Here is a 14,962-nt window from a genome sequence, read left to right on the forward strand (position 1 = left end):
GTCGATCACGATTCCTCCACTTCGTACTCGATGGCGCCTCGTGGACGCAGGAACACCAGAACTCGTCGCACGATCTGCTCGCATACCGCATCGGCGATCGCCCGGGCGTAGACCTCGAGCTGGGTCACGTAGGCCGCGATCGATTCGGCGCCGGTCGCCTGGTCGGTCTTGTAATCCACCAGTACGAGCCCGTCGTCGTCGCGGAACAGCAGGTCGACGTACCCCTCGACGAGTGTCCCGTCGATTTCCGTGCCGACGTAGATCTCCCGCAGCGGAGACCGTCCGGCCGCCCGCTGCACCGTCGGTGCTGCCAGCGCGGAACGGACCGCGGCGGCGATCTCGTCGATGTAACCGGGAACGTCCTCTGCGATGGCCTGGGCCTCGGCCAGCTCGTTCAGCCCCTCTCCGGTGTCCAGCGGGATTGTCTGCAGGACACCATGTACGGCCCGTCCGATCGCCGTTCCGTACCGGCCCTTCCGCCAGGCGGATAGCTCCAGGTCGCGCGGCTGTTTGGCCAGGCCATGGCGGACCAGCGAGGGCAGCTCGGCCGAAGCCCTCTCGTGCGCGATGTCGGTCGCGGACTCGGCCTCCGGCCGCTTCCCAGCGGCCAGCGCACGATGTCGCGCCTCGTCCCACACCTCCCACCGTGTGAGCGGCTCGACATGTGGTCGTCTACCCGGCAGCGGCGCGATGTCGTCGGGCCTGGTCCAGGGCACGATCGGGCAGGCGGCCGCGAGGGTCGCGGCCGCGCACTGCCTGCCGCTTCGCCGGTGCAGCGATACGACGAGCCGGCTCGTCGCGCGCGTCGCGGCGACGTAGAGCAGCCGGATCCGTTCGCACGCCTCGAGGTCCAGTTCCTCGGCGTCCGCGGCCTCGTAGCCGGCGGTGGGTCGGTCCTTGCCGAGTCGGAGCTCGTAGTTGCCGCTGGCCGGCCACAGCACTGTCGGACGCACTGTGGCCGGCCCGGACCCCAGCCCGGCGAGCACTACGAAAGGGAACTCCAGCCCCTTCGACGCGTGCACGGTCGTGATCCGCACGGCGGAGGTGTCCCGCTCGGGCAGCACGGTCTCGGTGACCCGGGCCCGGTCCTCGGCCTGCTGTGAGGCCCAGCGCAGGTACTCACGTAGCGAGCCCCGCTCGGCCTCGGACCACGCCCGTGCCTGGTCGACCACGAATCGCAGCCGCCGCCACGTCTCGCGGTAGCGGGGGCCATCGACGGCGGCTTCGAGCACCCGACGGGCGTCCAGGACGTCGTCGAGCAGCTCCGCGGGGGTGCGGCGGGAACGTCCTCGGGACCACCGGGAGAGGACGTTCATCGCATCGGCGACCCTGCAGTCACCCTGCCCGTCGGGCGTCGGTGCGAACGGGTTCCACGACCCGCCTGCGTCGCGCCATCGCCAGAGCTCGGCGTCGGCACACCCGAACAGAGAGCTGCGCAGCGTGGAGACCACCGCGAGCTCGTCCGACGGGTCGTCCACTGCGCGCAGACAGAGCATGACCTCGCGGATCTCCGGCGCCGAGTACACGAACGTCGCCGCCTCGGTGCGGTAGGCGATCCCGGCCCGGTCCAGCTCCTCCTCCAGCCCGAGGATCGAGGCGCGGGTCGGCACCAGGATCGCGATGTCGTGAGCGCGCACGGGCCGGGTCCCGTCGCCATCCCGCACGACATCGCCGTCGCACAGTGCCGTCGTGATCAGCGAGGCGATATCTCGGGCTTCTTCGGCTCGGACAGCGTCGGCCCGGAGCTCGGCGTGCGCAGCAGCGCCGAGTACGACGACCGGATCCCCGCCCTCGGCGTCCGGTCGCGGCTCGAGCGGGACGAACGCCGGCTGGGCGCCGGCCCGCTCGCTGATCAACGCAGCGAACGTGGTGTCGACCCAGTCGATGATCGCGTGCGTCGACCGGAAGTTCGTGGTGAGGTCGACGCGGTCGTCCAGGACGTCGCGAGCGTCGAGATAGGTCGCGATGTCGGCGCGGCGGAAGCGGTAGATCGACTGCTTCGGGTCGCCGACTACGAACACCGACCCGGGCGGGGGAGTGAGGTCACGCCAGTCGGACGCGTCCGCCTCCGCGCCGCAGGCGATGCGCAGCGCGACCTCGATCTGGATGCGGTCGGTGTCCTGGAACTCGTCGAGCAACAGCCGCGGGAAGCGCCGCTGCAACGCGGCACGGGCGTCGGCACTGTCCCGGACCAACCGCCGAGCAAGCACGAGCAGATCGTGGAACTGCAAGCGTCCCTGCGCGCGGCGCTCGTCGGCGGCCGCGAGTACCCGGGAGCCGACCCAGGCCGCCAGCCGACGAAGCACCCGATCCACGACCTCGCCGTGGCGTGTCTCGACGTCGTCGCGCCAGGCCACGAGCTCGTCCCTGACCGCGGCGATCCCAGCCGCACCGCCCCAGTTGCCGGCCTGACCGATCCGACCCGCTCTCGGCGCGGAACCCAGTGAGGTGAGGATCCGTGCCTCGTCGACGACGTCCGCTCGGTCCGCCCAGTCCTCCAGCTCGGCCAGACGGACGGCAAGCTTGTCCGCATGGTTGTCGCAGCGGTCGCGTTGTGCGGCCAGCTCCCGGGCGCGCAGCCGCAGATCGTCGATCCGAGGAGGGAGCGTCGGCGGCGGGGTCGGGTCGACCCGCTCCGAGACGAGATCCCACTCGCTGTCGAACGCCCGGTAGAGCTCCCGCACGTGGGGGAGCTTCAGCCCGGCGGCGAAAGCCAGACGCAGCGTGGAGGACATCTCCGGGTCGTCGAGCAATTCGGTCTGTAGCTCGTCGAATCGTCGATCCACGGCGACCTGGGACGCCACATGATCGAGGACCTCGAGCAGCGGCGGTAACCCGGCTTCGATCGCGTGCTCGGAGAGGATCCGCCGGGCGAAGGCGTGCAGCGTGCCGATCGCGGCGCCGTCGAGCTCGTCGAGGGCCACGACCGCACCACGGCCGTCGAGTTCGTCGCGCAGACGGTCGCGCAGCTCGGCGGCGGCCTTCTCGGTGAACGTGATCGCGGCGATCTTCCGCATCGGCACGCCCGAGGTGACGAGCGCGGCGATCCGCTCGACCAAACTCCGCGTCTTCCCCGATCCCGCTCCGGCCTCGACGAACAGCGAGCGATCGAGATCGTCGCGAATGCGGTCCCGGTCGGTTTGGTCGACCGGCCGGGTCCGGGGCGCGCTCGAGGTCACGACTCCTCCCCGAACAGCAGGGTGCGTACGGCGGGTAGCTCGGCCAGGCGGTCGTCGTCGGCGAGGCGCATCCAGTCGTCGCCGTCGACACGCTCGCCGAGACCGTCCGGCTCGCAGGCCGGGCAGTCGATGCGGACGCGCCCGAGGTAGTGCTGGGCACCCGAGGGTCTTGGCGGGAATAAGCCGCCTGCGATGCCGTCCACGATCGCGCCGACGGTCGTCAGTGCGCTGGCCCGCAGCTCGTCGTCGATCTCCAGGTCGGTCCGCTCGAACCTCTCCCGACCGGTCACATACCAGTAACCGGCCCGGACCGGCTCGCCCGCCGGGTGCTCGAACTCCTCGGCCGCGACGAGCGCGTAGAGGGGGAGCTGCAGCCGGCGTCCGCCGTTCCAGGGATCCGTGTCGTCCGAACGCGGCCGGCGGCCGGTCTTGTAGTCGGTGACGACGATCCGTCCCGACGGATCGCGGTCGATGCGGTCGACGGCTCCGCGGAGCCGAACCGTCCGCCCGTCCGGCAGCGGCAGGTCGACGCCCGCGAACTCCCACTCGGTGACGACCGGTCGGAGGTCACCGCCACCGCGCAAGGCGTCGTCGTGCCCGATCCACGCCGTCAGGTCTTCCAGGATGGCCTCTTGATCGTCGCGCCAGAGGAGCGCTGCGCCGGTGAGTCCGGCTCGTTCGACCGCGGTGAACTGCTCTCGGGCGAGCTCGTCGAGCACCTCTCTCGTGTCGTCCGGCCACGGCCGCCCTGGTTCCGGGAGCCATCCCTCTTTCCCTGCCGTCGCGACCAGCTGGTGCAGTGTGCGGTGCACGATGTCACCGCGGACCAGCGGCGACAGGGTGACCACGTCCTCCGGCTGGACCGGGGCGGCCGCGCGCAACATCCGGCTCACGAAGTAGGCGAACGGGCAGCGAGCCCACCCCTCCAGCGAGGTCGCGGAGATCGACGAGACTTCCCCGGGCACCGGGAGACGTTCGGCGGACAGGTCGCCGTCGAACGGCCCAAACGTCCGCACGCTGCGTTCGGCCCGTACCTGCGCCGCCCGCTCCCGGATCTCGTCGGACGGCGGGCTACCGGCGGCGACCGCCTTCTGCCGCCATTCCTGCGGTGTCGCCGGCTCAGCCCGTCCGAGGACCGAGCCGGCGTAGGACGGTCGTTCTTCGACTCCGGCGGCAGTCCGGTCCCAGGACGTGCTGCTGACCGAGTCATCGCCCGTCAGCGCCCGCAACGTCGGCAGCAACCAGCGGGACGGCACCCGGACGCCGCCGCCGCGCAGGTCACCGCGCGGGAAGCTGAGGGTCCGCCCGCCTCTCGGGGCCGCGGAGAGCGCCGCGAGCAGGTCCCGGTGCCTGCGGCGGGTGCGCTCGGCGATCGTCGGCAGTCCGAGCGGCTCCCGGACCCGGTCGGGTAGCAGTGGGTCGTCGACGTGCCGTCCGGGTAACAGCCCCTCCGCCATGCCGAGCACGATGACGTGGTCCACGTCCTCGCCGTACCCCTCGGACAGCGGGCCGACGTGCACTCCGGTCCCGATCGTCCCTACCCGGTCGGTGTCCTCCGAGAGCTGCATCTCGAGCAACTCCCGTGCCATCACCGCGTCGGGCGTGCCGTCACCGAGTGCGCCGATCCCCTCGACGGCGGCGCCGATGCGTTCGACGGCGCGTGCCTCGTCCGGGGCCAGTCGATCGAAGTCCTCCCCGGCCACGGCCGAGGCCCACAGACCTGTCAGCTCGTCGCCGAGATCGGCCCAGGTCGTCGCGTGGGCGCAGCGTTCGAGCCGGTCGCGCAGGTCGGTGACGAACGCCAGCAACGCGTCGGCGTCGTCTGCCTCTCGTCGCAGCCGATCGGCCGGAGCAGGCTCGGCGGTCTCCGCTCTCGTGCGGCGCTCGGCCGCGAACGCGGTAAGACGTTCCCATCCGCCAGGTGAGGCCCACCGGATGACGCCGGCGGTCCGAGAGATCCGGTCCCATCGTGAGGCAGGCACCCGTTCGCCGTGGTCGCGGACGGGAGCATCGGTGAGCCAGCCGATCACCTCGTCGCGGCGGTAGCCGTGCTCGGGAAGCTGGAGCATTCGCAGCAACCCGCGTCCGAACCGTGTCTCCACCGTCGTGCGGACGCCGCGTCCGGAGTACGTCACTCCGGCCCGCGAGAGATGGTCGTGCAGAAGCCGGGCGTAGGGATCGGCTGCGGTGTGCAGCAACGCAATGCGATGGCCCGCAGTCCCGTCGCGCAGGACGTCGACGACATCGCGTACTGCCGAGCGGACTTCTTCGTCGGGATCGGAGGCGTGCACGACGCGATCCGCGACGACCGTCGGATCCTCGGCACCGTCGATCACGTGCAGCTCTCCGTGCGCCGCAATTACGTCCAGCAGGGCCCGTTCGGGCGCCGTCGAGTCACGCGGGAGGAATGCGACGACGTCGTCCTCGACCCGATGCGCCGTTGCGGCCGCAGCGTCGAGCAGATCGACCTCGTCGTAGCCGTCCAGCCGAACCCGTTCGAGGAGGGCGCGGTGAACTCGTGCCGTGTCCCGTGCGACGGCCTCGTCGTCAGGGATCCGATCCGTCGCTCCAGGCGGGAGTTCCCTGAGGTCTCGATGGGCGTCGACGATCGCCCGCAGCGTTCCCACATGCTCGGCGACCGGCCCGAACACGCCGGGTTCCTCGGTCAGGAGATCGCGAACGGCTGCGGCAAGCCGGGTTCCGGTCAGTGGACGCCGGCCTTGGGCCACGAGTTCGGTGGCGGCCAGGGACTCGGCCAGGCGTCGCAGCGTGGTGATGCGTAGCGCCGCGATGCCCGGTGTGCCGTCGCCCCGGGCCAGGGCCCGCCGGGCCGCGACGCCGACGCGTTCGGACGGCACGACGACCGTGACCGGCCGCAGCGGATCGTCGCCCTTGACCTGCCGGACGACCTGTACCAGGGCTCGGTAGGCCGGTGAACCGAATGGTGCGGAGCGCAGGGTGCGCGCCATGTGCACCTCCGTGGGGAGCGGAGACCTCGGAGGTTAGAAGACTTTGCGAGCACGGCCCGCGGCGGGGCCGATCGAAGCGTCGACGGTCAGTGTCACCAGGCGTTGAGTGCTCGGTCGGCGCGCTCGAGGTAATCGTCGATCTCCGCCTGGTGTGCGTCCCTCCCCGGCCGCACCACGCCGTCGACCGTGCCGACGTGCGCCTCGAGCCACTCATGGCCTATTCGGACGATCACTGCGTCCCGCGTCATGACGTCGTCGGAGTCGTACAGGAGTTGGACGAGAATGTGAAAAGGCCTGCGGGTGACCACACGCATGCGCAGATGGAAGTCCTTGACGCCCGATGCGTAACCGGCGTTGTAGAAGCTGAGAACGAGCGTTGACCGACCGGATTTCTCCGGTTCGACCTTATAGATCTTGATAGGGCTCACGTACGGGAAGAAGTCGCTCGAGTACCCGGTGGCAGTCCTGCTCGGACCCGGCGGTAACCTCGGCGGCAACGGAGCACCCTCACATCTGCGATCGCGCCAGTGTGGTCCGGTTGCGTGGGACGCCTTAGCTCGAATCCAGGTCTGCCTTCAACCCGGCGTGGTGGGCCAGGCGGGCGACCCACTCGGCGGCGATGGCGAACAGGGAGCCTGACCCGGTTCTCCGGACACCTGCCCACCTTCCGCCCGATGGAGGGCCGCGGTGCGGGCGTCACGGTCGGACTGCGGTCCGCGTCTGCGCGCGGAAGGGCGCCACGGCCTTGTTGGGGCGGATCGACGAACACGGCGCTGGGAAGGATGGCGCCCTGAACGTGTTGTGCCGGAGGCGTGGCCGATCGGTGCGGGGGTCGGGTGGTTGACTGGCCCGGCGGCGTCGTTTCGGTTGAAAGATGGTCGGGGAGTCACGCGTCATGTCACATCCCGTGTGGGAGCGGGGTGCGTCATGATGGAAGGATCTCGGCGAGGAGAGGGTGCGCAGGTGAAGGATATTGCAGGTCACGCCGCTCGGCGGCGACCAGCGAAGAGCCTGCTGAGCATGCCGTTGAGGTCGCCCCTAGTCGCGAAGTACGTGGAGCGGATGACCGCTGACTATAGATAGCCTGAGCTGCGAGAATGCTGTCTCGGTGGAGTTCGGTCGACAAGCAAGCCGCTCCGGGTCACGATATGAGCCGTGGCTCGTCGGACCACGATCACTCGGCGAACTCGGTGAAGCTCTTCTCTTCGTACGCCGAACGTTGCGAGCCTGTCAGGATTCGTTGGTTCTCGAGCGTCCCCACCACGCGACCGCTCCGGCGGTGAGTACGACGGCGATCGAGGGCACCAGGACCACTTGTGGCGCGGTGAAGAGGTACTCGCGCCCCTCGGCGACCATCGCGCCCCACTCCGCCGTCGGCGGCTGCACCCCGAGACCGAGGAACGACAGCCCGGAGATCGTCAGCAGCGTCGCCGCGAACCGGACGCGCGCGTGCGCGGCGAGCGGAGCGGCGATGTTGGGTCCGACGTGGCGCACGAGAACGCGGACCGGACCCGCGCCGAGACTGACGGCCCCGGACACGTAGTCGCGGCCCGACTCGACGAGCGCGAGGAGGTAGGTCTGGCGGGCGAACGGGGTCCAGCCGATCAGCGACACGGCGATCAGCACCGAGGCGATCCCCGGGCCGAGTACGACAGCCGCCAGGAGCCCGAACAGCACGACCGGTATGGCGGCGAGGACGTCGACGACCCGAATGAGTGCCTGGCCGACGACCCCGGTCGCCGCCGCCAGCAGGCCTACCGCGACTCCCGTGAGTCCGGTGACCAGCACGGTCAGCAGGCTCAGCCCGATGGTCAGCCGTCCGCCGTCGACCACACGGGCCAGGAGATCCCGGCCCAGCTGGTCGGTGCCCAGGGGATGAGCTGCCGACGGACCGGCCAGCAGCGCGGCGAAGTCGGCGGCGTCCGGATCCGGGAGCAGGAGCGGGCCGACGAGCAGGACGACCGTTGCCGCCCCGAGCACAGCCGCAGGCGCGTGCTTCACGAGCGCGACCGCAGGATCGGGTCGACCGCGATCCCCGCGACCTCGACCAGAACTCCGGCTGTCGCCGCGACGGCGAGGACCAGCATCGTCCCGCCCTGGACGACGGGCAGGTCCTGGGCCAGCACGGCGTCGTGGAGCAGGCGCCCCAGTCCGGGGATCCCGAACAGGACCTCGACGACGACCGACCCGCCGAGCAGGCCGGCGACGAACATGCCGGACAGGGCGGTCACCGACGTCGTCGCCAGCCGTGCGCCGTGGCGCCAGAGCACGAGATGGCTGGACAGTCCCTTCGCGCGGGCCTGGAGCACGTGTGGACGCCCGAGTATGTCGGCGGTCTCTGCCCGGACGAGCTGGGCCGCCAGCGCGGCCGGGTAGGCGGCGAGCGTGAGGACCGGCAGGACGACGTGTTGCGGCCCGCCCCAGCCGACTGCGGGAAGCAGGCCGGCGCCGACCGCGAACACCAGCACCAGCCAGGGCGCGAGCACGAATTCCGGCACGGAGACGCCGGCGATCGTCGCGGCCCCGAGCACCCGGTCGAGAGGACCTCCCGGCCGGCGGGCGGCGTACACCCCGGCGGGGATCGCGACCGTGGCGGCTACCAGCACCGCGAGTACGGCGAGCAGGCCGGAGACCGCCGCGGCGTCCGTGATCTGATCGGCGACGGGTGTCCGGGCGACGTATCCGTATCCGAGGTCGCCGTGCAGCACTGACCGGAGCCAGCGCAGGTACTGCTCGACCGGCGAACGGTCCAGGCCCAGCTCGGTCCGGACCAGCGCCTCGGCGGCCGGGTCCGGCACCGCGTCCGCGCTGCGCGCCCGCAGCACGGCGCGCGCCGGGTCGACGCCGACGAGCCGGGGCAGCGCGAACACCAGAACGGACGCCAGCAGCAGGATGACCGGGACCGGTACGAGCCGGCGCAGCAGGAGTGCGCCCACGGGGGTCAGGCCGTCGGTCTCAGCTGCGGCAGCACCGGGCGGATCTGCAGCGGGTCGGGCACGAACCCGGTCGCTCCGCGCAGCACGGCCGTGTTCAGCGGGTGTACCACCATCACCCCGACGGCGTCGGCGGTGAGCATCCGGGCCGCCTCGGCGAACAATGTCTGGCGCGCCGCCGTGTCGGCGGTCCCGTTCAGCCGGGCGATCAGCGCGTCGTAGGCCGGGCTGCAGTACTGGTCGATCGCGTAGCTGCCACCGCAGGTGTAGTCGGAGGTCAGGGTGCTGGCCGCGTCCGGGAAGTCGGACAGGTAGCTGCGCGAGTTGAGGAACATGTCGTACTCGCCGGCGAGCACCTGCGGCTCCTGCGCGTCGTAGTTGCCGACGGTGACCTCCACGCGGACGCCCGCCGCGCCGAGCATCGCTTGGATCGCGTTCGCCAGCGCCGGGAGCTCCGGGCGGTTCGGGAACGTCCACAGCCGCACTGTGAGCGGGTTCTGCGGCCCGTAGCCGGCCTCGGCCAGCAGTGCCTTCGCCCGCTCGACGTCCGCACCCGGGGGAGGGGTGCGCTCGCCCCACGGTACGGCCGCGCCGAACAGATCGGCGGCCGGTGCGGCCCCGCCGCCGAGCACCTGTCCGGCCAGGACCGGGCGGTCGATCGCCGCCGTGACGGCCTGGCGTACCCGCAGGTCGGAGAACGGGCGGGCGGACTGGTTGAGCTGCAACGGGACCGTGCGTGCGTTCGGGTACTCGACGACCTCGGCGCCCGCGGAGCGGACCTGCTCGACCTGGGCCTGGGGAAGTCCCTCGGCGAACTGGACGTCGCCGGACTGTACCGCGAGCGCGCGGGCCTGCGGGTCGGTGACGTAGCGCACGGTCACCCGGGCCGCTCCGGCACGCGTGCCCCAGTAGCGGTCGTTGCGCACGAGGACGGCGGAGTCGGTGCCGTTCACCTGGTCCAGCACATAGGGGCCGGTAGCGGTGCGCCGTACCTCTGGTGCCCCGCCTCCGGCGTACGCGCCGGGCGACAGTATCCCGAGGTTGCCGCTGGACAGGCGCAGCGGCATCACCGGGTCCGGCGCCGCTGTGGTGATCCGGACGGCGTCCGGGCCGTCCGCGTCGATCGTGAATCCGATGCCGCGGATCGACCGTGGCGGGGCGGACACCGACGCGACGTAACGCAGGGCGGCGACGACCGCGGACGGAGTGAGCGGGGTGCCGTCGTGGAACACGACGCCGGGGCGCAGCGTGAACCGCCAGCTACGGCCCTGCTGCGTCCACGCCGTCGCGAGCGAGGGGATCGGCCGGACCTGGTCGTCCACGCTGGTCAGAGTCTCGGCGACTCCGAGCGACTGGAGCCGTGCGCCGTCGTCGGCGTCGAATGCATAGGCCGCTCGCGGTGGGAACTGCAGCGCCACCGCCAGTTCGCCGTCGGGGTCGGGTGTGCCGCCTCCCGATCCGCCCGCCCCACAGCCCGACAGCACCAGGGCCGCCGCCACGAACGCCACCACCGCACGCTTGCTCACGACGAGCGATGAGATCACCTGATCGACTGTTCATGCATACATTCGTGATGTACGCCCCGTTTCGGGCGCGCAATGACCGGCCGCTGATGGACGCGATCCTGCGCGACAAGGTCCGGATCGCGGAGGCGGTCAACGCCACGGTGATCACCCTCCACGACGCGCCGCAGGGGTACGCCCAGTTCGCCTCCGGGGCGGCGAGGAAGTTCGTGAGCGATCCGCACCGGCTGATCGGCGCCTGATCCGCTGGAGACCGGCCGGTCGAGCACCGGGACCGACGTCGCTCGTCGTTCCCGGCGCTCGCCGTCGGGCAGTTGCGACAAGGAAACGTGCCGGCGCACGAGTCGAGGTCTGCGCTTCGCCATCGCCGCTTGTTGCGGTGCAGAACCTCCGCGAGATGAACCGTCAGGCGTTCGATCTTGACGGCTTCCGTACGGTCCCGTGCCGGACGTCAGCCCTGGAGTGGCGGGTGGTGTGCTGGCCCCATACCGCCCCGCGGGTGATCACCGCTGCCGTGACGGCCCCGCATCGCCGTGCCAGAAGGGCGTCGGCGTGGCGTGGATGGCTTGTGTGACAGACCATTGCCGGATGGCGACCCGTTCGGGTGCACGCGCCGGGGCGACCGGGAGGCGTGGCGGTGGTTCCGTCTGGCGGGGGTGGATCTCCCATGGACTCCGGGGATCGGGTGGTGGCTACGGTGTGCGCCATGTTCCCGAGGACGGACCGGGTGGTACCTGGCTCTGGTCGCTCGGATGTCGGGGCGTCACCCGGTGGTTGTGACGACACGGTCGGAGTTGTGCCGGGGCGGGACACGGTGGACGGTCGGCGTGTCATGTCACATCCGCGGTGGGCGCGGGGTGAGTCATGATGGCGGGAGATCTCCGACGGGGAGGGTGCAGGTGAAGGACGTTGCAGGTCGCGCCGCTTGGCGGCGACCAGCGAATAGCCTGGTGAGCATGCCGTTCAGGTGGCCCCTAGTCGCGAAGTACGTGGAGCGGACGACCGCCGGATACCGGCCGGAGACCGAAGGAGACGGCCGGTGAGCAACGGACGGAACAAGCTGCCGAACACGTCGCACATCACGATGGACCCGGCCGAACGGGCCGAGCGGTTCGCGATGATCGAGAAAGCGATCGCGGACATCGCGGAGGGCAAGCCCGTCGTCGTGATGGACGACGAGGACCGGGAGAACGAGGGCGACCTGATCTTCGCGGCCGCACGCGCGACCCCGGAGCTGGTGTCGTTCACGGTGCGCTACACGTCGGGCTACGTCTGCGTGGCGCTCACCGAGCCGGACTGTGCCCGCCTCGACCTCCCCCCGATGCACCACACGAACGCCGACTCGTTCCGCACCGCGTTCACGGTGACCGTGGACGCCAAGAACGGGATCACCACCGGCATCTCGGCCGCCGACCGGGCACACACGATCCGGCTGCTGGCCGACCCGGGCACCGTCGCGAACGACCTGGTCCGCCCCGGCCACGTGCTGCCGCTGCAGGCCCGCGAGGGTGGCGTGCTGCGCAGGCCGGGGCACACCGAGGCGGCCGTCGACCTGGCCCGGATGGCCGGACTCCCGCCGGCCGGCGCGCTCTGCGAGATCGTCTCCGAGAAGAACGACGGCGACATGGCCCGCGGCGAGGAGCTCGGCGTGTTCGCCGCCGACCACGACCTCACGCTGATCACGATCGCCGACCTGATCGCCTACCGGCGGCGCTACGAGAAGCACGTCGAGCGGGTCGCGTCCGCCCGGATCCCGACGGCGCACGGCGACTTCCTGGCCCACGGCTACGACTCCCTGCTCGACGGCATCGAGCACATCGCGATGGTCGTCGGCGACGTCGGCACCCCGGAGGGCGACGGCGAGGACGTCCTGGTCCGGGTGCACTCGGAGTGCCTCACCGGGGACGTGCTGGGGTCGCTGCGCTGCGACTGCGGGCCGCAGCTGGACGCCGCGCTCGAGGCGGTGGCCAAGGAGGGCCGGGGTGTCGTGCTGTACATGCGCGGGCACGAGGGCCGGGGGATCGGCCTGCTGCACAAGCTGCAGGCCTACCAGCTGCAGGAGGCCGGCGCGGACACGGTGGACGCCAACCTGGCGATGGGCCTGCCGGCGGACGCCAGGGACTACGGCATCGGCGCGCAGATCCTGTCCGACCTCGGCGTGCGCTCGATGCGCCTGCTGACGAACAACCCGGAGAAGCGGGCCGGCCTGGAGGGCTACGGGCTCACCGTCACCGGCCGGGTACCGATGCCGGTGCGTGCGACGCCGCAGAACCTCCGCTACCTCAAGACCAAGCGGGACCGGATGGGACACGACCTGCCCGAGTTGGGCGGTGCCGTCGCGACCCCTCCGTCCCCGCCGGCCGCGGGTCCCCACGCGGGCGAGCCGACCGGCTGAGATCGGCGGCCACCCCACCGGTGCGTCACGGGCGGCCGGCGGAGAGAATCGACCCATGAGCGAGCGTCAGCGAGCGGGTCATCGGCACAGCGCTCGCGCACAGGGACACCGAACAGCGTGCCGGCCGAGCGGCCTCGGCGAGCGAGCGTCGGCGAGTGAGTCATCGATCCAGCGGCCGGGTCGGCCGAGTCGGCCGAGCGCCGGCGAGGCCGGGCAATGAGCGGTGAGGGCCGTCCGGGCGGCGGGACACGGCTGCGGGCCGACGGTCTGCGGATCGGGATCGTCGCCACCGACTGGCACGCCGACATCGTCGAGGTCCTGCTCGACCGGGCGCTGACGACCGCGCGCACGGCCGGTGCCGAGCCCACCGTCGTCCGTGTGGCCGGGACGCTGGAACTGCCGGTGGTGGCCCAGGAGCTGGCGCGCACGCACGACGCCGTCGTCGCGCTCGGCGTCGTCGTGCGTGGGGGCACGCCGCACTTCGAGTACGTGTGCGACTCGGTCACCGCCGGCCTGACCCGGGTCGGGCTGGACGAGCGGATCCCGGTCGGCAACGGCGTGCTCACCACGAACACGGTCGAGCAGGCCTGGGAGCGCTCCGGGCGCGCCGGCTCCGCCGAGGACAAGGGCGCCGAGGCCTGCACGGCCGCGCTGCAGTCCGCGCTGGTGCTGCGCGGCCTGCGGGACGGCGCGGAACAGGAGAACGGAACGGTGCGGGCATGAACGACCAGCAGGACAAGGCCGGCCCCGGCCCGGACGCGATCGTGCTGCGGCCGCGGCTGTTGCTGATCTGCGCGTGGGTCGGCGCCGTCGCCGTCCTGGTGATCTTCGCCGTGGTCGCCTACCTGATGCCCGCCGAGGACACGGGCGTGATCTTCCGGCCGGCCGACCAGGTCTCGATGATGGTGCTGGGCGTGCTGATCGCGGGCGGTCTGCTGCTCATGGCCCGACCGCGGGTCCGCGCCGACGCACGCGGCATCGAGGTGCGCAACATCGTCACCGCACGCTGGTTCGGCTGGGACGAGGTCGAGGGTGTCGCGTTCCCGGACGGCACGTCGTGGGCCCGCCTGGACCTGCCGGACGACGAGTACCACCCGGTCCTCGCGGTCCAGGCCGTCGACCGGGGTCTCGCCGTGGACGGGATCCGGCGGTTGCGGGCGCTGCACCGCGACGCGGTGCGCACCCCCGAGCAGTAGTGGCCGCTCAGCGCCCGGGCAGCACACGGTCCCGTCCCGCGCCGTCGAGCCGGGTTCCGCCGATGTCCGCCCGGTCCGCGGCGGCCGCCCCACGCGCGTAGCCGGAGCCGGACACCGTGGGCCGGCGCGCGCGTCGTAACGAACCGAACTCCTCGGCGTAGGCGCGGTCGACCTGGTCGGCCCGGTCGGCCAGCACCAGCGCGGCCGACGTGCGCGCTCCGCCGGGGGCCGCGGCGTCGTGCTCCGCGGCGGCCCGTTCGGCGGCCGCCCGCAGGCGGTCGTGGATCCGGACGGCGAACCCGTAGAGCCACGACCGGCGGTACGCGGCGACCGACTCGCCCGGATCCGGCGGGCGTAGCGCCGCGAGCGGACGGGCCACCTGCAGCAGCAGCGAGGTGTAGAGCAGCTCCACCCGCTCCCGGTCCGACGCGTGCCCGAAGACGGTCACCGCGCCCACCCGCCCGCCCCTGGCGTCGTGCATCACCCACCGGCAGCCGGACGCCGCGGCCGTCCAGCCCAGCAGCCGCGCCTTCCCGCCGCTGTACGGGTCCTCGATCGTGATCCGCAGCGCGCCGATCGGATCGGCACGTGCCGGACCCGCGGATCCCGCGGCGAGCACCGCGTCGTCGATGCCGTGCCGGGCCATCAGCTCGACGGCCTTCGCGGTGTAGATCTCGGCCTCGTCCGGCGTGCCGGCCCGCTCTGCCTTCGCGAGCAGCTTGCGGACCCGGTCCAGGCGCGCGTCGGTGGGGAGCATCTCGAGCCTC

Annotated in this window: 11 protein-coding genes; 4 read left to right on the forward strand and 7 right to left on the reverse strand. The window is 71.8% G+C overall.

Annotation, left to right across the window (positions count from 1 at the left end):
* Nucleotides 1–5: 5 nt before the first annotated feature.
* From EV378_RS33645 to EV378_RS33670, 6 genes are all read right to left on the reverse strand, one after another.
* Entirely contained in the window at nt 6–3,179 is a 3,174-nt protein-coding gene (locus tag EV378_RS33645; protein ID WP_243653889.1) for a UvrD-helicase domain-containing protein, read from the reverse strand.
* Nucleotides 3,176–6,148 (reverse strand): PD-(D/E)XK nuclease family protein, encoded by a 2,973-nt coding sequence (locus tag EV378_RS36640; protein ID WP_132431876.1) that lies wholly within the window; start codon nt 6,146–6,148, stop codon nt 3,176–3,178. Before EV378_RS36640 ends, EV378_RS33645 begins: the two co-directional genes overlap by 4 nt.
* Before the next feature lie 92 nt (nt 6,149–6,240).
* Nucleotides 6,241–6,576, reverse strand: coding sequence for a hypothetical protein (locus tag EV378_RS33655; RefSeq protein ID WP_132431878.1), 336 nt, complete (start codon nt 6,574–6,576; stop codon nt 6,241–6,243).
* A gap of 802 nt (nt 6,577–7,378) precedes the next feature.
* Nucleotides 7,379–8,149 (reverse strand): ABC transporter permease, encoded by a 771-nt coding sequence (locus EV378_RS33660; protein WP_132431880.1) that lies wholly within the window; start codon nt 8,147–8,149, stop codon nt 7,379–7,381.
* A complete protein-coding gene (locus EV378_RS33665) occupies nt 8,146–9,084 on the reverse strand; it encodes an ABC transporter permease (protein WP_132431882.1) in 939 nt (312 codons plus the stop codon). Before EV378_RS33665 ends, EV378_RS33660 begins: the two co-directional genes overlap by 4 nt.
* Before the next feature lie 5 nt (nt 9,085–9,089).
* Nucleotides 9,090–10,607, reverse strand: a complete 1,518-nt coding sequence (locus EV378_RS33670) for an ABC transporter substrate-binding protein (RefSeq protein WP_243653890.1) — start codon at nt 10,605–10,607, stop codon at nt 9,090–9,092.
* Nucleotides 10,608–10,651: 44 nt separating this feature from the next.
* Between EV378_RS33670 and EV378_RS33675 the strand changes: the two genes are divergently transcribed.
* From EV378_RS33675 to EV378_RS33690, 4 genes are all read left to right on the forward strand, one after another.
* Nucleotides 10,652–10,846: a hypothetical protein gene (locus EV378_RS33675; protein ID WP_207908941.1), complete on the forward strand. Its 195-nt coding sequence runs from the start codon at nt 10,652–10,654 to the stop codon at nt 10,844–10,846.
* Between the two features lie 842 nt (nt 10,847–11,688).
* Nucleotides 11,689–12,999 carry a bifunctional 3,4-dihydroxy-2-butanone-4-phosphate synthase/GTP cyclohydrolase II gene (locus EV378_RS33680; RefSeq protein ID WP_132433092.1) on the forward strand — a complete coding sequence of 437 codons (1,311 nt, stop codon included), beginning with the start codon at nt 11,689–11,691 and terminating at the stop codon, nt 12,997–12,999.
* A 216-nt stretch (nt 13,000–13,215) separates the two neighbouring features.
* Complete coding sequence (gene ribH, locus EV378_RS33685) at nt 13,216–13,722, forward strand: 6,7-dimethyl-8-ribityllumazine synthase (RefSeq protein ID WP_132431886.1); 507 nt, start codon at nt 13,216–13,218, stop codon at nt 13,720–13,722.
* Complete coding sequence (locus EV378_RS33690; RefSeq protein ID WP_132431888.1) at nt 13,719–14,195, forward strand: PH domain-containing protein; 477 nt, start codon at nt 13,719–13,721, stop codon at nt 14,193–14,195. Before ribH ends, EV378_RS33690 begins: the two co-directional genes overlap by 4 nt.
* Nucleotides 14,196–14,202: 7 nt before the next feature.
* On the opposite strand, the gene EV378_RS33695 is transcribed toward EV378_RS33690, so the two are convergent.
* Entirely contained in the window at nt 14,203–14,952 is a 750-nt protein-coding gene (locus EV378_RS33695) for a DUF2786 domain-containing protein (protein WP_132431890.1), read from the reverse strand.
* Nucleotides 14,953–14,962 lie beyond the last annotated feature (10 nt).

Source organism: Pseudonocardia endophytica, from assembly GCF_004339565.1.
Lineage (GTDB): Bacteria > Actinomycetota > Actinomycetes > Mycobacteriales > Pseudonocardiaceae > Pseudonocardia > Pseudonocardia endophytica.

Excerpts from the sequence above, each read along its gene's own strand:
- EV378_RS33680 (WP_132433092.1), top strand. The coding sequence starts at position 11,689 with ATGGACCCGGCCGAACGGGCCGAGCGGTTCGCGATGATCGAGAAAGCG.
- EV378_RS36640 (WP_132431876.1), bottom strand. The coding sequence starts at position 6,148 with ATGGCGCGCACCCTGCGCTCCGCACCATTCGGTTCACCGGCCTACCGA.
- ribH (WP_132431886.1), top strand. The coding sequence starts at position 13,216 with ATGAGCGGTGAGGGCCGTCCGGGCGGCGGGACACGGCTGCGGGCCGAC.
- EV378_RS33690 (WP_132431888.1), top strand. The coding sequence starts at position 13,719 with ATGAACGACCAGCAGGACAAGGCCGGCCCCGGCCCGGACGCGATCGTG.
- EV378_RS33695 (WP_132431890.1), bottom strand. The coding sequence starts at position 14,952 with ATGCTCCCCACCGACGCGCGCCTGGACCGGGTCCGCAAGCTGCTCGCG.